Annotated in this window: 17 protein-coding genes and 2 riboswitches; of the genes, 13 read left to right on the forward strand and 4 right to left on the reverse strand. The window is 53.4% G+C overall.

Annotated features, from left to right (window positions below):
* The first annotated feature begins 120 nt into the window (after positions 1–120).
* Positions 121–1,434 (forward strand): serine hydrolase domain-containing protein, encoded by a 1,314-nt coding sequence (locus tag ACETK5_RS21955; protein ID WP_394057847.1) that lies wholly within the window; start codon positions 121–123, stop codon positions 1,432–1,434.
* A gap of 67 nt (positions 1,435–1,501) precedes the next feature.
* Here the strand turns inward: ACETK5_RS21955 and pruA are convergent, their stop codons facing one another.
* Positions 1,502–3,049 carry an L-glutamate gamma-semialdehyde dehydrogenase gene (gene pruA / locus ACETK5_RS21960; protein ID WP_100539834.1) on the reverse strand — a complete coding sequence of 516 codons (1,548 nt, stop codon included), beginning with the start codon at positions 3,047–3,049 and terminating at the stop codon, positions 1,502–1,504.
* A gap of 203 nt (positions 3,050–3,252) precedes the next feature.
* Here pruA and ACETK5_RS21965 point away from each other — a divergent pair, with 203 nt between their 5' ends.
* Positions 3,253–4,173: a proline dehydrogenase family protein gene (locus tag ACETK5_RS21965; protein ID WP_100539835.1), complete on the forward strand. Its 921-nt coding sequence runs from the start codon at positions 3,253–3,255 to the stop codon at positions 4,171–4,173.
* Positions 4,174–4,233: 60 nt separating this feature from the next.
* Here the strand turns inward: ACETK5_RS21965 and ACETK5_RS21970 are convergent, their stop codons facing one another.
* Positions 4,234–4,695: a hypothetical protein gene (locus tag ACETK5_RS21970; protein WP_394057849.1), complete on the reverse strand. Its 462-nt coding sequence runs from the start codon at positions 4,693–4,695 to the stop codon at positions 4,234–4,236.
* A 133-nt stretch (positions 4,696–4,828) separates the two neighbouring features.
* Positions 4,829–5,002, reverse strand: a riboswitch (cyclic di-AMP (ydaO/yuaA leader).
* A gap of 544 nt (positions 5,003–5,546) precedes the next feature.
* A riboswitch (cyclic di-AMP (ydaO/yuaA leader) is annotated at positions 5,547–5,715 on the forward strand.
* A 130-nt stretch (positions 5,716–5,845) separates the two neighbouring features.
* Between ACETK5_RS21970 and ACETK5_RS21975 the strand changes: the two genes are divergently transcribed.
* The 7 genes from ACETK5_RS21975 (at position 5,846) to ACETK5_RS22005 (ending at position 13,457) form a co-directional block, all read left to right on the forward strand.
* Complete coding sequence (locus ACETK5_RS21975; protein ID WP_326093429.1) at positions 5,846–6,256, forward strand: hypothetical protein; 411 nt, start codon at positions 5,846–5,848, stop codon at positions 6,254–6,256.
* A 158-nt stretch (positions 6,257–6,414) separates the two neighbouring features.
* Positions 6,415–6,483, forward strand: a complete 69-nt coding sequence (locus ACETK5_RS21980) for a potassium-transporting ATPase subunit F (RefSeq protein WP_353057785.1) — start codon at positions 6,415–6,417, stop codon at positions 6,481–6,483.
* Positions 6,484–6,513: 30 nt separating this feature from the next.
* On the forward strand, positions 6,514–8,193 hold the full coding sequence (gene kdpA, locus ACETK5_RS21985) for a potassium-transporting ATPase subunit KdpA (protein ID WP_394057851.1): 1,680 nt from the start codon (positions 6,514–6,516) through the stop codon (positions 8,191–8,193).
* 21 nt (positions 8,194–8,214) lie between these two features.
* Positions 8,215–10,248, forward strand: a complete 2,034-nt coding sequence (kdpB, locus tag ACETK5_RS21990) for a potassium-transporting ATPase subunit KdpB (RefSeq protein ID WP_394057853.1) — start codon at positions 8,215–8,217, stop codon at positions 10,246–10,248.
* Between the two features lie 81 nt (positions 10,249–10,329).
* Entirely contained in the window at positions 10,330–10,956 is a 627-nt protein-coding gene (gene kdpC / locus ACETK5_RS21995; RefSeq protein WP_394057855.1) for a potassium-transporting ATPase subunit KdpC, read from the forward strand.
* Positions 10,957–10,958: 2 nt separating this feature from the next.
* Positions 10,959–13,280, forward strand: a complete 2,322-nt coding sequence (locus tag ACETK5_RS22000) for a histidine kinase (RefSeq protein ID WP_394057857.1) — start codon at positions 10,959–10,961, stop codon at positions 13,278–13,280.
* A 27-nt stretch (positions 13,281–13,307) separates the two neighbouring features.
* The gene (locus ACETK5_RS22005) at positions 13,308–13,457 is read left to right on the forward strand and encodes a hypothetical protein (RefSeq protein ID WP_394057859.1); all 150 of its coding nucleotides are present in this window, start codon (positions 13,308–13,310) and stop codon (positions 13,455–13,457) included.
* A 117-nt stretch (positions 13,458–13,574) separates the two neighbouring features.
* On the opposite strand, the gene udk is transcribed toward ACETK5_RS22005, so the two are convergent.
* The gene (udk, locus tag ACETK5_RS22010; RefSeq protein WP_127596504.1) at positions 13,575–14,210 is read right to left on the reverse strand and encodes a uridine kinase; all 636 of its coding nucleotides are present in this window, start codon (positions 14,208–14,210) and stop codon (positions 13,575–13,577) included.
* Between the two features lie 195 nt (positions 14,211–14,405).
* On the opposite strand from udk, the gene ACETK5_RS22015 reads away from it, so the two are divergent.
* The 4 genes from ACETK5_RS22015 to comJ all read left to right on the forward strand — a co-directional run bounded on the left by ACETK5_RS22015 (position 14,406) and on the right by comJ (position 17,240).
* Positions 14,406–15,044: a carbohydrate-binding family 9-like protein gene (locus tag ACETK5_RS22015; RefSeq protein WP_326119606.1), complete on the forward strand. Its 639-nt coding sequence runs from the start codon at positions 14,406–14,408 to the stop codon at positions 15,042–15,044.
* A 340-nt stretch (positions 15,045–15,384) separates the two neighbouring features.
* Entirely contained in the window at positions 15,385–15,984 is a 600-nt protein-coding gene (locus tag ACETK5_RS22020) for an SMI1/KNR4 family protein (protein WP_326119607.1), read from the forward strand.
* Between the two features lie 85 nt (positions 15,985–16,069).
* A complete protein-coding gene (locus ACETK5_RS22025; RefSeq protein WP_394057861.1) occupies positions 16,070–16,720 on the forward strand; it encodes a hypothetical protein in 651 nt (216 codons plus the stop codon).
* Positions 16,721–16,754: 34 nt separating this feature from the next.
* Positions 16,755–17,240 (forward strand): competence protein ComJ, encoded by a 486-nt coding sequence (gene comJ, locus ACETK5_RS22030; RefSeq protein WP_394057863.1) that lies wholly within the window; start codon positions 16,755–16,757, stop codon positions 17,238–17,240.
* 177 nt (positions 17,241–17,417) lie between these two features.
* On the opposite strand, the gene ACETK5_RS22035 is transcribed toward comJ, so the two are convergent.
* Positions 17,418–18,533 (reverse strand): DUF3298 domain-containing protein, encoded by a 1,116-nt coding sequence (locus ACETK5_RS22035; protein ID WP_394057865.1) that lies wholly within the window; start codon positions 18,531–18,533, stop codon positions 17,418–17,420.
* Between the last annotated feature and the right edge of the window lie 121 nt (positions 18,534–18,654).

Consider the following 18,654-nt stretch of genomic DNA (forward strand, 5'->3'; position numbering starts at 1 on the left):
AACATGAATACGGTTCAATTATTGCCAAGAAGTACCCCCGAAAACCAAGGAATCTCATCTCAGTCCATTGAGCGTTTTATCGGATCGATTTAGGAGAAACAGCTTGAACTCCACAGTTTCATGCTGGTACGGCATGGACATGTCGTAGCGGAGGGCTGGTGGAAGCCGTATCAGGCGGACAAACCGCATATGCTGTTCTCGTTAAGCAAGAGCTTTACTTCTACCGCGATCGGACTGCTGACCCAAGAGGGACAGATTGCGCTGGAGGATCGGGTGATCGGCTTCTTTCCGGAATACGCTCCTGAAGATCCCTCGCCGAATCTGTCCGCGATGACGATTCGTGATTTGCTGATCATGGGAACGGGACACGCCCAGGAGCCTGCCATGCCGTCCGATATTTGGGCAGCCGATTTTCTTAAACAAGCGGTTGAGCATGAACCCGGCACCCACTTTGTATATAACAGCGCAGCGACTTACATGCTCTCGGCGATTCTGCAGAAGGTCACCGGCATCACGCTGCTGGATTATTTGCAGCCCCGTCTGTTTGAGCCGCTCGGCATTTATGGAGCCACCTGGGAAAGCTGTCCTCAGGGGATCAACACCGGCGGATGGGGACTTAAGCTGAAGACCGAGGACATTGCCAAGTTCGGTCAGCTTTATCTTCAGAAGGGGGTGTGGGAAGGCCAGCGCCTGATTCCGGAAGCGTGGATTGAAGAGGCAACCTCCAAGCAGATATCCAACGGACCTGCGGATTCCTCTTCGGATTGGACCGAAGGGTACGGCTATCAATTCTGGATGTGCCGCCACGGGGCCTACCGCGGTGATGGCGCATTTGGGCAATATTGCGTCGTGCTGCCAGATCAGGATGCGGTGATTGCGATTACCTCCGGACTAGGAGACATGCAGGCCGTGCTGAATGAAGTGTGGGAGCATCTGCAGCCGGCGATGGGATCTGATGTGCTGCCGGCCGATACTGAAGCGGAGGTTTCTCTTACTGGAACGCTGCAAGCGCTAAAGCTGGATCCGCCAAGCGAAGAGGCGGCATCCCCGGTCGAGAAGGACGTCTCCGGGATCGTATATGACCTCGAAGAGAATGAGGAGAAGCTGCAATCGTTCTCCATTCGTTTTGAAGAGGATGGCGCGGTGATGGAGCTTGCGGGGGAACGTGGCGTCAACTCGATTGCCTTGGGCAGGGGCGAATGGAAGTCGGGAACCACCTCACTGATCATGATGGCGGATAACGAGTATGCTGCCTCCATGACCTGGAAGGACGATCGGACGCTGGAGCTGACCATCCGACTGACAGAGACGCCATTCTACTTAACCACGGAATGCACCTTCGGTGACGAGGAAGGCATTCATCTTGCGTACTGGATGAATCAATCGTTCCAGGGCAAGGTGGTCCGGGAGATTAAGGGCAAGGTTACGGCGTGAAGCCAATAAACCAAGATACATTAAAAACCTCTCCATCGTCATGGAGAGGTTTGTTTGCATGCCGTAATTAGAATCGCTCCGACACCGCCTTTGCCTGCGTAAACAGGAGCAGGTAATCGCGCCCGCCGGCTTTGGAATCGGTCCCGGACATATTGAAGCCGCCGAACGGGTGGGTGCCCACCAAGGCGCCGGTGCATTTCCGGTTCAAATATAGGTTGCCGACGTGGAAATCGCGGCGCGCCTGCTCCAGGTGCTCGCGGTTGTTCGAGATCACCGCGCCAGTCAGCCCGTAGTCAGTATTGTTGGCGAATTGGATCGCTTCGTCGAAGGAGGCGGCCTTCGTGAAGGCCACCACCGGGCCGAAGATCTCCTCTTGGGAAATACGGGCGGTGCTGGCCACGTCCGCGAAGATTGTCGGCTGTATGAAATACCCCTCCGGATCGCCAGGCAAACCGCCGAGTACCAGCGTGCCTTCACCTTTCCCGATTTCGATATAGTCCAGAATTTTACGATAGGCCTTATCGTCGATGACGGGCCCTACCTGAATCTCGGCGTGAGTCGGACAACCGATCACCAGCTTCTTGGAGCGTTCGATGACCTTCTGCAGTACGGCATCATAGACGTCCTTATGCACGATGGCTCTGGAGCAGGCGGAGCATTTCTGGCCGGAGAAGCCGAATGCCGAAGCGGTGATCGCATCCGCCGCGAGATCCAGATCCGCCTCACTGTCTACGATAATGGCGTCTTTTCCGCCCATTTCGGCGATGACGCGCTTGATCCATCGCTGCCCCGGCTGCGTTTTGGCCGCGCGTTCCTGAATCCGCAGTCCGACGTCGCGGGATCCCGTAAAGCTGATGAACCTGGTCAGCGGATGATCCACCAGATAATCGCCCACTTCCTGGCCCGGTCCCGGCAGGAAGTTGACGACGCCCGGAGGCAGGCTGACTTCTTCCAGCAGCTCCACGAATTTGGCGGCGATGACCGGCGTGGTGCTCGCTGGCTTCAGCACAACGGTGTTACCCGAGACGATGGCTGCTGTGGTCATGCCTGCCATAATCGCGAGCGGAAAATTCCACGGCGGAATGACGATGCCGACGCCAAGCGGGATGTAATAGAGATGATTCTCTTCCTCCTCGTGAACCGTCAACGGCTGGGGCGCGCTTAGACGCTGCATTTCGCGTGCATAGAATTCCATGAAATCGATCGCTTCGGCCGTATCCGCGTCCGCCTCGGCACGCGTTTTGCCGGCTTCCAGCGTCATCAGCGCGGAGAACTCGAGCTTGCGCCGCCGCATGATCGCAGCTGCCTTATACAGATATCGTGCCCGTTCGCTCGGCTCGGTGTGCTTCCACGTCTCAAAGGTACGCGCTGCCGTCTGAATAGCTTGTTCGGCAAGCTCGGTATCGGCTTGGGATACAATGCCGATGACCTGACGTTTCCGAGACGGATTGACCGATTGTGCGGTACGCTCCGTATAGATTTTGGTACCGCCGATAACCAAGGGATACGATTGGCCAAGCTCGGCTTCGACTCCGGATAACGCCGCATCGTATAACTTGTTGTTCCACTCGTTGTTGAAATCCATAAATGGTTCGTTCCGAAAAGGTACGCGCATGGGAGGCCCCTCCTTAACATGATATGAATCGAAGCTTAAGGTCTATGGTCCAGCTGCTGAATGCATCATGGTGGGGTGTTTAGGATCTTCTGGTGAGAAGCTCTATGTTAGATATGTATGTCTTCCTGCATGCCGTCATGATTTTTGCATATGAGTTAAGATAGAGTGCATTTTGGTTTACCTTTTGCAAAGGGGGCGCACGCATGGACGGAACCGAGCTTTACCGTAAAGTGATCCTGACGGTGTCCGGTAATAAATTCGTGAAGTGGTTGTCGATCAAGTACGGTCGGAAATTGGCGGGCAGATTCATAGCCGGCGATACCTTGGATGAGGCGCTGGATGAAATTGAGAGGCTGAACGAGAAGGGCATTCTCGTCACGCTCGATCATTTGGGGGAGGGTATCACGACGCTGGATGAAGCGGCCGGGTACCGGGAGGAGTATTTGAAGCTTGTGGAAGGGATTGCCAAGCGGGGAGTGAAATCGAACGTATCGCTGAAACCGACACAGATGGGGATGGCACTGGACCCCGAGATGGCTTACGAGAACATCAAGCTGGTGGCGAAAAAGGCGAAAGAGCACCGGAACTTCGTTCGTCTGGATATGGAGGATTCCCCGTACACCCAGGCCACGATTGACATGACACTGCGGCTCCATCAAGAGGGGCTGACCAATGTGGGGACTGTGATGCAGGCCTACTTGTTCCGTACGGAGGAGGACGTCAAGAATTTAATGCATGCCGGTGTTAATCTGCGGTTGGTGAAGGGGGCGTACAAAGAGCCTGGAACCATTGCCTTTCAGCAGAAGCGGGAGGTTATTGACAACTATAAGAAATTGATCAAAATGCATTTTGATCAGGGCGCCTACGTCGCGATTGCTTCGCACGATGACCACATCATCGACTGGGTGAAGGTGTTTGCCGAGCAGAGCCGCATAGACAAACAGGAATTTGAGTTTCAGATGCTGTACGGGCTGCGGATGAACGATCAGGCTGCGCTTGCGCAGGACGGCTACCGCATCCGGTGTTATATGCCTTACGGAACGATGTGGTACCCGTATTTCACCCGGCGGCTGGCAGAGAAGCCGGCTAACCTGATGATGGTGCTCAAAAATATGTTCAAGTGAGCGGGGGAAAACAACCAATTGCAATGGAAGCGAGGACGGTAGCTCTTTCTAGCTGTCGTCCTAGAAATAATACGCCTCCGAGCAGTTCATTAGGTAGGAACGCTCCAGCGGAAGGCTACCTAACCGCTCACGGGTGATGTGCTGTTGCAGATTGGCCTCCAGATCGGTGAGGGCCGATACGGCGAGTTGCATCCGTACAGATCCCCATTGCTGCTGCTTCTGGGCATAGCGAACGGCCTCCGTCACGGGCATGCCTCTCAGCCTTGTAAAGACGGATGCCCAGCGGACCAGATCCGCGAACTCTCCCGTGCTTGGCAGTGCATATTCGGCATACCCGGCCGCGTTTTCGCAGCTGATTTTAAACAAACCGCAGTTACCGCCTTGATCGCTCGAGGGGATAAAGCGTTCAGCCGAGCTCTGGTCGAAACGGAACATCTCCATGTTGCGGATGGGCTCTTCACATATTACAGGCGATGCGGTTTCGATGACGGGTGCCAGTGCGGCCTCGATGAGTTTCGTCATGATCTACGCTCCTTTATAGGAATGTTATATGCACGGCAAAAAGGCCTGGTGAGCAGAGATACCCCGCTCTCCAGGCCTATTTATCGTTAGAGGCCCTACTCCAGTGGGCGCTTCCGCTTAAGGCTCGGGTGGTGTTCTCTCTCAAAACGCGCCTACGAGGTTAGCTGACGGATTCGGGCTTGAGAGCACCCTACCGCAGCGCCTGACCATCAGGCCTGCGGATTCACCCCGTTCACCAACAGAAGCCCCATTGGCGATTTTGGTTCCCCCGTCTCCCGATCTGTCGGGAGCTCAGCGTAAATGAATGTTTCGAATAGATGGATGAATCATACGCCGGAGGAATCTAAAAGTAAATGGCCATATGGGACGGATACATTCCGAAAATCGATAAAAACCGCAAAAGAAAACGTGTACATTGGGTCGTGTCATCTATTATCATGGCAAAATCTCGGTATCTCGATAGATTACGATAAATATAAGAAAACAAGAGAAATACATAGTATAGAGCAGTATTCTGGAGATAATGGAGCGGAATTGGTCCGTTCCTGTTCGACATAACGCCACATGTGTTTTTGCTCACATTTACATCCTGCAAGGCCGGACGTATGATACGAACTATGAATTGACGGTCATCAAAGACCATGGCATACGGGCAGCCGCTCCATGAAGGTCTAAAGGCAGTGTGAGAGCTGCGCCTGGCTCTTTATGGATTGAATCTTGAGCGAAGGCACCATGGGCCTTCACTGAAACAGCAGGATGATGCGACTCTCACCGCGTAAACCTCCTGATGCTGTGCTGTTCGCCTAGTCTGGACGACAAGTCAATGGCTAATAGAATAACATGCTACTCGTTTTTAATTTTCGCTGAGTCCTTGAATGGAAAAGGAACGGGGGAACCAGTCGGGAGATGAACTTGATCTCTCTGGGGTGAATCCTGTAGACAAGATAACGGTCTATGGGTAGGGCGACTCTCACGCCCGAATCCGTCAGCTAACCTCGTAAGCGTATCGAGAGAGGCAACGATTGTCGTGGACTTGGGCCATGGTGTATTTCACCGTGTCCTATTAAGGAGCCTGCGGGAAGAGTTCTTCTCTTTCCACGGGCTTCTTTGTTGTTGCCTTCTCTTTCTGACCTTAGGAGGAGAAAAGAAGATGGAGAAACCGCAGGAATTCATCCTGGTATCCGCGCCGAACAAGGCCGGGGAGGAATTCGTCCGCCAGTTGATTCAAAAACATGTTTCGTTTGCGGCCATAGCCAACAACCGGGCTGAGCAGGAGAGGTTGCGAGATCTGGGCTGCAAACACATTATTCTGATTGATACAAGAGACGAGCAAACCTGGATCATTCCTGAGTTTTCCGTCAGCAAGGTGTTTCTGTTCGAAAGCAGCTTGAATCTGTGCTGTCGCTATTTACGGATTTGCCGGACTTGGACCGCAGAGTCGATTTATGTGATCACCCATTCCAGCAATCCGCGATTGATATACAAAGGGTTGGGTGCTGATGTGGTGCTTCATACGAACCATCGTCACGTGGCCTTTCTCATAGCGTCTATTGGCAGTTAAGCGTTTGGCTGATTTCACAACGAGTTTCGGGAGGTTGTATTCATGCAGGATTTAGTTATGTTGCTTATTTTGGGAGGAACCTACGGACTGCTCATGCTGTTTATGTCCTGGTGCGGGCGTGTGGTTTCGGAACCGGAGGCTGATCAGCCGTGATGATCATGTTGATATTCACGATTTTTATTTTTCTCTATTTGATTTATGCGCTGATTCACCCTGAAAAATTCTAGGGAAACGGCTGAAGGAGGAAGGCATTCGTCATGGGCATTTTACAAATTGCCATCGTTATACTCGTTCTGGTGCTGCTGGTCAAGCCGCTGGGAACTTATCTATACCAGGTGTTTCGCAATGAAAGCAATGGAACGGACAGATGGTTCTTCTGGGTGGAGAAACCGATTTTCGCTCTGATCGGCTTGAAAGAACGCAAAGGGATGACATGGAAAGGGTATGCCGTCAGCTTTGTGTTAACGAATATCGTGCTGGTTGCGGCGGGGTACTTGATTCTGCGGCTGCAAAAGGTGCTGCCGCTGAATCCGAACGGCATCGGTCATATGGAACCGACCTTGTCGTTCAACACGATCATCAGCTTTATGACCAATACGAATCTTCAGCATTACAGCGGGGAGTCGGGATTGTCTTATATGGCCCAGATGGCCGTCATTACGATGATGATGTTTACATCCGCCGCGACCGGGCTGTGCGTGGCGATTGCTTTTATCCGGGCGGTAACCAGCAAGGGCACGACCGTCGGCAACTTCTTTGAGGACTTCGTTAAGGCCCACACCCGGGTATTCATCCCGGCAGCGTTCATCATTGCGATGGTGCTGGTGGCGCTGCAGGTACCGCAGACGTTAAAGCCTACGCTCAGCGTCACGACGCTGGAAGGAAGCGAGCAGCAAATTGCGGTAGGACCGGTGGCTGCACTCGAATCGATCAAGCATCTGGGCACCAATGGGGGCGGGTTTATGGGAGCCAACTCGGCGCATCCATTCGAGAACCCGTCCCCGCTGACCAATGTGATCGAAATTCTGTGCATGTGGAGTCTTGGGGCGGCGCTCCCGTATACGTTCGGTTTGTTCGCCAAGAGCCGCAAACAGGGCTGGATTATTTTTTCGGTAATGATGACCTTATTTATCGGATTCCTGTCGCTGAACTATGCCGCCGAAACCAACGGCAATCCGGCGTTGAACCGCCTGGGCATCGACGTTTCGCAGGGCAGCATGGAGGGCAAAGAGGTCCGGTTCGGGATCGCCCAATCCTCCCTGTTTACGACGGTGACAACCGCGGCCACGACCGGGTCGGTTAACAACATGCATGATACGCTCACGCCGCTCGGCGGGATTACGCCGCTGTCCCTGATGATGCTGAATTCCGTTTTTGGCGGAAAAGGTGTTGGCCTGATGAACATGCTCATGTACGCGATCCTGGCGGTGTTCCTGGCTGGTCTTATGGTTGGCCGAACCCCCGAGTTTCTCGGCAGAAAAATCGAGGCCCGGGAGATGAAGCTGATTGCGATTGTCATTCTGGTACATCCATTGATCATCCTGGCTCCGACCGCACTTGCACTCATGACGGACGCGGGGCAGGCGGGCATTGCCCATGCGGGCTTTCACGGTATCTCACAGGTGCTTTACGAATACACGTCATCCGCGGCCAATAACGGTTCCGGATTTGAGGGTCTGTCGGATAACAAGCCGTTCTGGAACGTTACAACCGGACTGGTCATGCTATTCGGGCGTTACATTTCGATGATTGCCCTGTTGGCAGTGGGCGGCTCGCTGATGCGGAAGCAATGGGTTCCCGAGACGCTCGGGACGTTCCGGACCGATAATAAGCTGTTTGCCGGCATTCTTATCGCAGTGGTCCTGATTATCGGCGCATTGACCTTCCTGCCTGTGCTGGTGCTCGGCCCGATTGCCGAACATCTGACGATCCGTTAATAGAAAAGGTGGCCTATTTCCATGAATAATACGAGAAAAAAAGCAATGTCCAAAGAGATGGTACGTCAGGCGCTAAGGGACAGCTTCACGAAGCTGAATCCCGTCCTGATGATGAGAAATCCGGTCATGTTTGTCGTGGAAGCCGGGACTCTGGTTGTTCTGTTGATGACGATATTTCCGTCCTATTTCGGTACCGAGGGCAGTATCGGATTTAACCTGACCGTATTCGTCATCCTGTTGTTTACGCTGCTGTTCGCTAACTTCGCAGAGGCGCTTGCCGAAGGACGCGGCAAGGCGCAGGCCGATTCCCTTAAGCAGTCGAAGCAGGAAATGGCGGCCCATAAAGTAATGGAGAACGGAGGGGTTCAATCTGTGCCGTCAACGGATCTTCGCAAAGGGGATCTCGTGATCGTTACGCAGGGCGAGATGATTCCCGGGGACGGGGAAGTCATTGCGGGCCTCGCATCCGTTGACGAATCGGCGATTACCGGGGAGTCCGCCCCCGTCATTAAAGAAGCCGGCGGCGATTTCAGCTCGGTCACCGGGGGGACCCGGGTTGTCAGTGATACGATCCGCATCCGGATTACGAGCGATCCGGGGGAATCGTTTATCGACCGGATGATCTCGCTTGTTGAAGGAGCCTCCCGCCAGAAGACGCCGAATGAAATTGCGCTGAACACGCTGTTGATCGTCTTAACGCTGATCTTCCTGATCGTGGTTGTTACGCTCGCTCCGATCGCGAAGTATCTTGGCATCGAGCTGTCCGTTCCGGTGCTGATCTCGCTGCTGGTATGTCTCATCCCGACCACGATCGGGGGCTTGCTGTCGGCGATCGGGATTGCCGGCATGGACCGGGTGACGCAGTTCAATGTGCTGGCGATGTCGGGCAAGGCGGTGGAGGCCGCCGGTGACATCAATACGATGATCCTGGATAAGACGGGTACCATTACGTTCGGGAACCGGATGGCCAGCCAGTTGATTCCTGTCGGCGGCGCAACGCAAGCATCGCTTTCACAATGGGCAGGCGTGAGCTCGCTGCTGGATGAAACGCCGGAAGGACGTTCCGTGCTGGAGCTGCTGAAGAAGGAAGGCATTGAAATAGATGAAAGCATGACGGACGGGGCGGAATTCATCGAATTTAAGGCGGAAACCCGGATGAGCGGCATGGACCTAAAGGATGGCCGGAAGGTCCGCAAGGGTGCGGTGGATGCCGTCAAGGCGTGGGTGCAGTCGCAAGGAGGCCCCCTCCCTTCGGATTTGACGCCAAACAGTGACGCCATTGCGACAGAGGGCGGAACCCCGCTCGCTGTCGCCGTGGATAACCGCATCTATGGTTTGATCTACCTGAAGGATACCGTCAAACCGGGCATGAAGGAACGGTTTGACCAGCTGCGCCGGATGGGCATCAAGACGATTATGTGCACGGGCGACAATCCGCTCACCGCGGCGACAATTGCCCGTGAAGCGGGCGTTGATGATTTCATCGCGGAGAGCAAGCCCGAGGATAAAATTGCCGTCATCCGCCGAGAACAAGCCGAAGGCAAGCTGGTTGCGATGACCGGTGACGGTACGAACGACGCCCCTGCGCTGGCGCAGGCCGATGTGGGGCTGGCGATGAACAGCGGTACCACCCCGGCCAAGGAAGCGGCCAATATGGTGGATCTGGATTCGGATCCATCGAAGATAATCGAGGTGGTTGCCATCGGCAAGCAGCTGTTGATGACGCGGGGAGCGCTGACCACGTTCAGCATCGCCAACGATGTCGCCAAATATTTTGCCATCATTCCGGCGATGTTCGCGGCCGCCATTCCAAGCATGAATGTTCTGAACGTCATGGGACTGGGTTCTCCCATGTCGGCGATTCTTTCGGCGCTGATCTTTAATGCCATCATCATTCCGCTGCTGATTCCGCTTGCGATGAAGGGCGTGGCTTATAAGCCGATGAGCTCGGCGAAGCTGCTGCAGCGCAATGTGCTGGTCTACGGATTAGGCGGCGTGATTGTGCCGTTCATCGGGATTAAGCTGATCGATATGATCGTCCATCTTTGGATTTAGATAGGATAATCATACCGGGGAGATAGATATAACTCGAAGTTGTTTTACGCGGAAGATATGAAGGAAAGGATCGAGGAACCAATGAATAATCCATTGCAAAAAACATCACCGGCGCCTCATGCCAAGGTGGGTGCTGCCCGTATTCCCTTAGGCATTGCCCTAAGAATGAGTCTTGTATTTATCGTGTTATGCGGAGTTCTCTATCCGCTGGTTACGACGGGGGCGGCGCAGCTGCTCATGCCGAAGCAAGCCGGCGGCAGCTTGATCACGGATGGGGACGGAAACGTGGTTGGCTCGGAATTGATCGGTCAGAATTTTACAGAACCTCAATATTTTCACGGCAGGGTGTCCAGCATTGAATACAACGGAGCCGGCTCCGGCAGCAATAACTATGCACCTTCCAACCCGGACCTGATGGAACGAACGAAGGCCTCAATTGAAGCGTGGAAGGAGAACAACCCGGGCGTTCCGGTGAGCGAGTTGCCGATGGATCTGGTAACCGATTCCGGCTCCGGATTGGATCCTCACATCTCCCCGCAGGCCGCGGATATTCAGGTTCCGCGGATCAGCAAGCTGACCGGAATTGCGGAGGCAGAGCTTGATCAGCTGGTAAAGGATCATACGAAGGGACGGGATTTGGGCGTGTTCGGTGAACCGCGCGTGAATGTGTTGAAGCTGAATCTGGCTCTCCAAGAGCTTCTTAACTGATCATGGATCCCTTTCGGAGGAAATCGCCGGAGGAAATCTTGCAGTCGATTTCAAAGCTACATCAGGGACGGCTCAAGGTATATATCGGGGCTGTGAACGGATCGGGAAAAACCTATCATATGCTTCGCGAAGGACAGACCCTGAGGCTGCAAGGTATCGATATCGTCATATCCGCCGTATCCACGATGCAGCGTCCCGAAACGGTGGAGCAGGTCCGGCATTTGGAGCGGGTGCCCAGCATTCATTGGGTGGAGGACGGCGTAGAGAAGAAGGATCTTGATCTGGACCTGCTGGTGCAGCGCAACCCGGAGGTGGTGCTTGTCGATGGGCTTGCCCATCGGAACCGGAAGGGAGCGCGGCATGCCACGCGGCTGGATGACATCCGATTCCTGTTAAGCCGGGGAATCAGCGTCATCACGACGGTCAATGTGTATGAGCTGGAGGACGTGCAGGGCATTGCCGCCAAGTTGACGGGCATTAAAGCCAGCCATACGGTACCGGCCGATACGCTGGAGAGCGTCGATGAGGTGGTGCTCATTGACGTAACACCTGAAACGATGCTGGACCGGGCACAAGACGGCCTGCTTGGAGCGGGCAGCATATGGAAGCAGGGCAATCTGGCCGTGCTCCGGGAGTTGACGCTCCGCCTCGTTGCCGAAGGCGTGAGCCACTCGCTGGAGCGGTACCGCAAGGAACAGGGACTCGCCGGCCCATCGGGAGTCCATGAGCGTATACTGGTATCTACCCAATATCATTGGAACGGGTCCATCTATATGCGGCGCGGGCAGCAGATCGCAAAGCGACTAAACGGCGAGCTGTTGGCCGTCACATTTGTAAATCCGAGGTTAGAGCTTACCAAAGAACAGGCCGCCTTCAAGCGATCTTTACTAAAGCTGTCGCAGCGGATCGGCGCCAAGCTCGTAGAGCTGCCTCTTCATTCGCGGAGGAAGCTGGCTGACGTGCTGGTTCAATATGCGCTGGAGCATCATGATACCCGCATTGTTCTTGGCCATTCGAAGCAGACGCGCTGGCAGGAGCTGTGGCAGGGTTCGATCATTCAGGATCTGCTGAAGAAAACGCGCGGGATGGATATTTTTATAGTTGCGGATCGGGCGGAACATGACGGGGAGCGGATCATCCCTGCACGGCTCCATCCACAGCGGCTCCCTTCGGGATCATTTCATCGCTTGAATGAACAGGAGCTGGATCAGAAGATTGAGCGGGTTAAGCGGGGACGGTTCAAGGTTTATATCGGCGCCGCCCCGGGCGTAGGGAAGACCTATGCGATGCTGCGGGAAGGCAACGATCTGCTGAAGAAGGGCCTGATGGTTCTCATCGGTCTGCTGGAGACGCATGGCCGGAAGGATACACGGGCACAGGTAGCTGATCTGGAGGTTCTTCCGCGAAAAGTGATGGACTACCAGGGAACGCGACTTGAGGAGATGGATACCGATGAGATCATTCGTCGCAGACCGGACGTGGTCCTGGTGGATGAGCTGGCGCATACGAACGTGCCTGGAAGCAAGTACAAGAAACGGTATGAAGATGTGCTTGACATTCTGTCGGCCGGCATTTCCGTCATTACGACCGTGAACGTGCAGCATCTGGAGAGCTTGAATGATGCTGTCGAGCAGATTACAGGCGTCCGCGTCCGCGAGACGATACCGGATCATATTCTGCAATCGGCCGATGAGGTCCAGCTCGTCGATGTGACGCCGGAGTCTCTGCAGCAGCGGATGAAGGACGGGAACATTTATGCGAAGGAGAAGGTGCATCAGGCACTCAGCCATTTTTTCGAGACGGGAAACCTGATTGCCCTAAGAGAGCTTGCCTTAAGGGAAATTGCCGATGATGTGGACGAGAGACTGGAATCCTGGCAGCGCAGCGGCTCGCTTCGGGGGCCGTGGCGGCGCGAGGAGGTTATCTATGTCATGGTTGGCAAGGGCCCGCAAGCGGAGCGGCTCATTCGACGCGGCTTCCGGATCGCTCATCGGCTGAAGGCGAACTGGTATGTGGCGTTTCCTCTGGAACGTCATCACAGTCTGTCCCATGACGACGAGCAGCGCCTGACGGCGATTCAGACATTAACGGAGCGACTTGGGGGAACCTTCATGATGCTGCCGGTAAAAAGGGGGCCAGCATGCGCCTTTTCTTCTCAATGGGTGGAAGCAGCAGATGAGGCCAAGGCCACCCAGTTGATTATCGGCCAGTCGCAGATGGCCGGATGGAAGCTGTTCGCCCGGCTGAAATGGATCAAGAGCCTGTTAAGAAACGCAAGGCATATGGACGTGCTCGTGGTTGCGGATTACGATCCGCATGTTTGACGGCTGAACTGCCGGGAGCTGAATGCTTTGAAAGGACCGGTGAGTCAGGAAACGATGGAAATGCTGAAAGTCCAGGAAGTGCAGAAAACGCGGAAAACGCCGCATCACCGAAAACAAGAAGACCGCGAACGCAGCTCACGCGGAAGCGCACGAACGCAAGCAATACGCGCAGGTTAGGCAATACCAGCTCAAGCGACACGGATAACACCAAAAAGCCCGCGGACCTGTAATTACAGATCCGCGGGCTTTTTCCATGCTGCCTACACTGGCAAATGGCCGATTCGCAGGCTTGTCCTATTCCCCCGACAGCGTGCGGTCGCCGGTCAAATATTTCTCGGTCAAGATGGAGAGCAGGCGAATGCCAACTTCATTCTCTCCGCCTTCGGGAATGATCAGGTCGGCGTATTTCTTGGAGGGCTCGATGAACGCCTCATGCATCGGCTTGACGGTTGTCAGGTACTGGTTATGGATCGACTGGATGGTCCGGCCGCGGTCCTCAATATCGCGTACGACCCGGCGAAGCAGGCGTACATCAGGATCGGTATCCACAAACACTTTAATGTGAAGCAGCTTGCGCAAATTCTCATCGGACAGCACATGAAGGCCTTCGATGATAACGATGTTGTTCGGCTTCAGCTCGATGGTCTGATCCGTGAAACGGGCATGAGCGGTAAAATCATACACCGGTGCGAATGCGGGTTGTCCGCTTTTCAAAATGCCGAGATGTTCGACGAGCAGCTCGTTGTCAAAAGCGAACGGATGATCATAGTTAATCGCTTCGCGTTCCTCGAAACTGAGCTCCTTATGATCCTTGTAATAGTTATCCTGCGAAATAAACGTGACTTTATCTGAACCAAGTCGGTCAATGACAGAGCGGGCAACCGTCGTTTTGCCCGATCCGGTGCCGCCGGCGATACCAATTATGAGCATGGCGAATCCATAACCCTCCCTAGAGTTTGCAATTTTATTATTGTAGCACAGCATGCGCTTATTTTCACTATGGGGACATAGAGCAAAAGATGGGATTTCCGTATGTTCTTTATTCTTACCACGGAATAGCGAACCGAATCTGTATGTCTTATCATAGAGGAAAGACTACCAATTGAATTTTTCGGAGGGATGATTATGCATTATACGGCAATTTACCCATGCAAGCCCGCCCTATACATCCAGCAGGGAGAGCAGCATCAGGGGAACGTCGATTGGGATCGTTATGAAGCGGTGGCTCTAAGTGATACCGTGACCGGGCTTGCTGCGAAGGAAGCGACCGAGGTTCGCGCCTGCTGGAGCTCCGAATTCTTCTATGTACGGTTTGTTTGCCAGGATTCTCATATCGTATCGGAGTATCAGCATCGGGATGATCCGCTGTATGAACAGGATGTCGTGGAACTGTTTATAGACGAAACAGGAACGGGAACGGAATATATCGAGCTTGAGGTTAGTCCGAACAATGTTATATTCGACGCCCTGATCCGTAATGATGGCGGGAAGTCGATCACAAACAGCGATATTCATTGGGATCTTACCGGTCTTCAAACCTCGGTAGAACATGACGGTAAGGGAAATTTGATATATGAAATTCGCATTCCGGCTGCGAACTTCAAGAACGCTCCGCAAGCGGGACGAAGCTGGGACGTGAATTTTTACCGCATTGATGAGGACACCGAAGGAAACCGGGAGTATCAGGCATGGAGCCCGACCGGTGAGGTGAATTACCACATCCCTTCGCGTTTTGGGAAGCTGGAGTTTGTCGATGTCATTTAACATATCATTGTAAATCAGAATGCCGCATCCGTGGATTTTCATATCTGCTGTGCGGCATTCTTGTGCTATTCCTCCGGCAGGAGAGCGGGCTACCCCTATCCCACAATGCCTATCCCTGGTATCGAATGAGCCGATTCCGGGCATGAAATAGCTGCGCTTCAGCGGCCGTAAATACCCGGGGTGTTTTCATAAAAGAACCAAAACGAACATCTCAAGAGGGATTTTGTCCCTTTTTTTGCATGCCGCAGGACATGTTGTTTTCATTGCAGCGTTCTATATACTTTTTAGTAAAGGGAAGCACTCGGCTTTGAGTGAACATGCAATCAACGGAGGTTATTTTATGAATGCTGTCATCGATGGACTGATGCTCGAGCTGGAGCAGCAGTTGGAGGAGAAGGTCGCCGAAGATCTTCGGGATCTGCTGGATGAATATAAACAATTGGAGGGGGCGGCTCCTGAGCAATTGCAGCTTTTTGAAGCGGAGTTCGGGATCAGGTTACCGCAGGACTTTCGTTCGTTTTACAATAAGAAGAACGGCAGCGGGTACGGGTTTCACGTGCTCTATCCCGGGAACGAGGGGGATGGGGAATACACGCCGTTTTACCTGATGAGTCTGGATGAGATGAGGGAGGTCAAATCCTATTTCTGCGAGCGGGACGAACGGCTGGATGCGTATTATAGTTCGGAGGAAATTCAGCAGCTTGATCCGGAAATTAAACCTTACCTGTTTCACAAGGCGTGGTATCCGTTTGCCACAATGGCAGGCGGGTCGTTGTATCTGATGCTGGATTTCGATCCGGCGGAGCCGGGAACGTCCGGGCAGATCATCATGTACGTGCATGATCCTGATTTTGTGTATTATATCGCGCCTTCCTTCACGGAGCTGCTTCAGGCGTCCAATCGCAATCTGCGCACCGACATTGAAGAGGTAGACTACTGATGGAACACCAGGAAAAAGCGCTCTTGATGCTGACAATGCGCCATGCGTAATGATCTGAGGAAGAACTAGCGGGGGAGGTGACAGCATGAAAGGCAGGAGGGTCCTCTGGGGAGTGATCATACTGGCGGCAGCCACGCTGTTGATACCCGGTTATTTTATTGCGCGCACGTATGGGCTTTTTCAGAATGAGGTGGTCCTGACCAAATACCAGCTTGCCGTTGATGTGGATGGTGAACCAGTGGATGCTTGGCCGCTGCTGGCCGGTTTCGCCGCAACCGATAAGCAAGGGGAACTTCGTCCGTTGTATTACAGGCTGGAAGGGTCGGACCTTAACATGCTGTATCAATTGGCATATGGGCAATTCAAGGTGGAAGCTTCCGAGGACAATCCGTTCCTGGCAGGGAGGGTCCAGTATGACCATCTGGAGAGCGACTATTTTGTGACGCGAAAAGAGTATGTGAACGCAAAGGAATACCGGCAGGACATGATCTTTTATAACGATCGTAAGGAACCTATATTTACATATAATCCGGAAGCCAAAGCGGATGGGGATATGGTGAAGGAGATTATCACCGCAGGCATGACGCGTTCCAACGGCCGAGGAGGGTCGGGAGTCGTAGAGGACAAGTATCTGAATGTCACCCGATTGTTCGAGGAGAAGCTGGGCATCAGCTTGCGGGTTCAGGTGGATGCGGAACGCAGGCTGGCCACGATCCATTTGGAGCGGCTTAAATAGAATATAGGTATCTAAAAAGCGAGGTGCTTTACTTATGCAGCATGCGAAAATGGCCCAAGAGGTGGATCTTACGATCTCGCATCACCAGATTCAAGTCCGCTCACGGGACTTTGATGAGGAGTTGTGCCAATGGGGAGAAACCAATATCAAGCAGGGCGTTGTCATTCATCCGGGATATCTGACCTTTGATCCCATCCCTGGTGATGCTTTCGGCGCTTGGGTGAAGCTGGCCTTGAAAGAAGCATTCATCGAAGATCCGAACGCGCAGCGGCGAATGGTCGTGCCGTTTGACGTTCTGGATCCCGGAAAGCTGGAGCTGTTGTCCGTCATGTCGGACGCCGTTATTGAGCTTCCACTGCAAGCAGGGCGATATGCACTGTATTTTGAGATTTGCGAGGATGAAGAAGTGTATTATCGCTTCACGTTTGTACATGAGGGTGAGAGGGTTCAAGCCCGGTATCTGATGGATGATGAATGGGGCGGCAAGGCAGGAGAAGCGTTGTCGGAGGGGTATTGTTGACGGAATGCTGCACTATAACGAGGGTACTGAAGGCCTCATAAGGTAATCATCCCATCATTGATAGAAGAAGAGGCCGTCTCCGTGTTGGAGAGGGCCTCTTTTTTACTGCCTGCTGCGCTGTCCCTGCTTTGGAAGATGATGTGCAGGAGGCGCAGACTTTGAAGTGAGTGGATCCAGTTATTTTCCAGCTGTCAGCGTAATCTCGCCATGCTTGCCTTGATCTGCTTTTAGGTTCAGAACGTCCGTCAGGAAAGCAAGCGGGACATAGACGTGGCCTTTTTTCATGACAGGAGCCGAGCCCAGCGAACGTGGGGCCATTTTACCCAAAGTATAAGCATCCTTGTTCAGCGTCACCGCACTCCAGACGGCTCCCTTGGAGATTTCTGTGGTTTTGCTCTTGCCGCTCCACTTGACATTGAATTGCAGCTGGCGCAGCACGGATACCTGAACCATGAGCTTGCCGTTGTTATCTTTGTAATAAGCGCCTGGTTTCAATACGGCTGCAGCAGGCTTTTTGTCTGATGAATTACCCGGCAGCTTTACGGCAAATTCCGGTGTGCCTGTGGATCCAGGGGCAATGCTGTATTTTTGGAATACGATATAGGCTTTTCCGTCTGCGACATAGAAGGATTGCTCCGCATCTATGCCTTGAAATCCGTCTTCATTCGCGAAGTAATGGTCTTGATCCGCCGCAATCGCCGTTTTGACCGCCTTATCCACGATGGATTTGTAATCCTTACCGAACAGGTCTTCGAGCGTCACGCGATGTGCTTCGGCTTCGTTCGTGAAGTTGTACGTATCCACGCGGGGATCGCCATTGTTCATCCCGATGCCTTCGGTGATGACCTTGAGGGAAATCAAGCTGTCGTCCTTGCCATCCGATGTAAGCTCATAGGTGATCGTTAGCTGATAAGGGCGCATGGTATAGCCGTTCTTTTGAGCATTTGCCGCAGCCTGGGTGGCTTCCTGCTCCCATTTGGCGATATCCTTGGAGGCATGGGATTCGATGATATCGTTTAGCTGATCTTGATATTTGGTGTCGGTCAGACCTTGGAATACAGGGATTTTAATGTTTGTTTCGAGCCATTTTTCCTTGGATTGCAGTGTTTTGGATGTTACCCGTTGCGGGGCAACGGTTGGAGCGGTCACCTGGCTCGTACTCGCAGCAGCTTTGGTTTCGGCATGGACATGAGCGGATGGCAGACCCGAAGCCGATATCATCAGGATGCCCGCTAATCCGGCAGCCGCCAGGGTTTTGGTTATTGGGGTTGTGTGTTTCATTGTTTTTTTCATGATATATTACCTCCAGGTTTATGATTTGTTATCTACAATTTGTTATCTACAACGGAGAAGGCAGAAGCGTTCTGGAGAAGCGAAGCGGTCCCTATGTCCCCGGTTTCCACTGATCATAAAA

Origin of the sequence: Paenibacillus ilasis, from assembly GCF_043195395.1 — a bacterium.
Lineage (GTDB): Bacteria > Bacillota > Bacilli > Paenibacillales > Paenibacillaceae > Paenibacillus_AQ > Paenibacillus_AQ lautus.

What these genes read in the sequence shown, in the direction of transcription:
- ACETK5_RS21975 (WP_326093429.1), top strand. Translation starts at nt 5,846, where the DNA reads ATGGAGAAACCGCAGGAATTCATCCTGGTATCCGCGCCGAACAAGGCC.
- pruA (WP_100539834.1), bottom strand. Translation starts at nt 3,049, where the DNA reads ATGCGCGTACCTTTTCGGAACGAACCATTTATGGATTTCAACAACGAG.
- udk (WP_127596504.1), bottom strand. Translation starts at nt 14,210, where the DNA reads ATGCTCATAATTGGTATCGCCGGCGGCACCGGATCGGGCAAAACGACG.
- ACETK5_RS22000 (WP_394057857.1), top strand. Translation starts at nt 10,959, where the DNA reads ATGGATCCCTTTCGGAGGAAATCGCCGGAGGAAATCTTGCAGTCGATT.
- ACETK5_RS22025 (WP_394057861.1), top strand. Translation starts at nt 16,070, where the DNA reads ATGAAAGGCAGGAGGGTCCTCTGGGGAGTGATCATACTGGCGGCAGCC.
- ACETK5_RS22015 (WP_326119606.1), top strand. Translation starts at nt 14,406, where the DNA reads ATGCATTATACGGCAATTTACCCATGCAAGCCCGCCCTATACATCCAG.
- kdpA (WP_394057851.1), top strand. Translation starts at nt 6,514, where the DNA reads ATGGGCATTTTACAAATTGCCATCGTTATACTCGTTCTGGTGCTGCTG.
- ACETK5_RS21970 (WP_394057849.1), bottom strand. Translation starts at nt 4,695, where the DNA reads ATGACGAAACTCATCGAGGCCGCACTGGCACCCGTCATCGAAACCGCA.
- ACETK5_RS22020 (WP_326119607.1), top strand. Translation starts at nt 15,385, where the DNA reads ATGAATGCTGTCATCGATGGACTGATGCTCGAGCTGGAGCAGCAGTTG.
- ACETK5_RS21965 (WP_100539835.1), top strand. Translation starts at nt 3,253, where the DNA reads ATGGACGGAACCGAGCTTTACCGTAAAGTGATCCTGACGGTGTCCGGT.
- comJ (WP_394057863.1), top strand. Translation starts at nt 16,755, where the DNA reads ATGCAGCATGCGAAAATGGCCCAAGAGGTGGATCTTACGATCTCGCAT.
- kdpC (WP_394057855.1), top strand. Translation starts at nt 10,330, where the DNA reads ATGAATAATCCATTGCAAAAAACATCACCGGCGCCTCATGCCAAGGTG.
- kdpB (WP_394057853.1), top strand. Translation starts at nt 8,215, where the DNA reads ATGAATAATACGAGAAAAAAAGCAATGTCCAAAGAGATGGTACGTCAG.
- ACETK5_RS21955 (WP_394057847.1), top strand. Translation starts at nt 121, where the DNA reads ATGCTGGTACGGCATGGACATGTCGTAGCGGAGGGCTGGTGGAAGCCG.
- ACETK5_RS22035 (WP_394057865.1), bottom strand. Translation starts at nt 18,533, where the DNA reads ATGAAAAAAACAATGAAACACACAACCCCAATAACCAAAACCCTGGCG.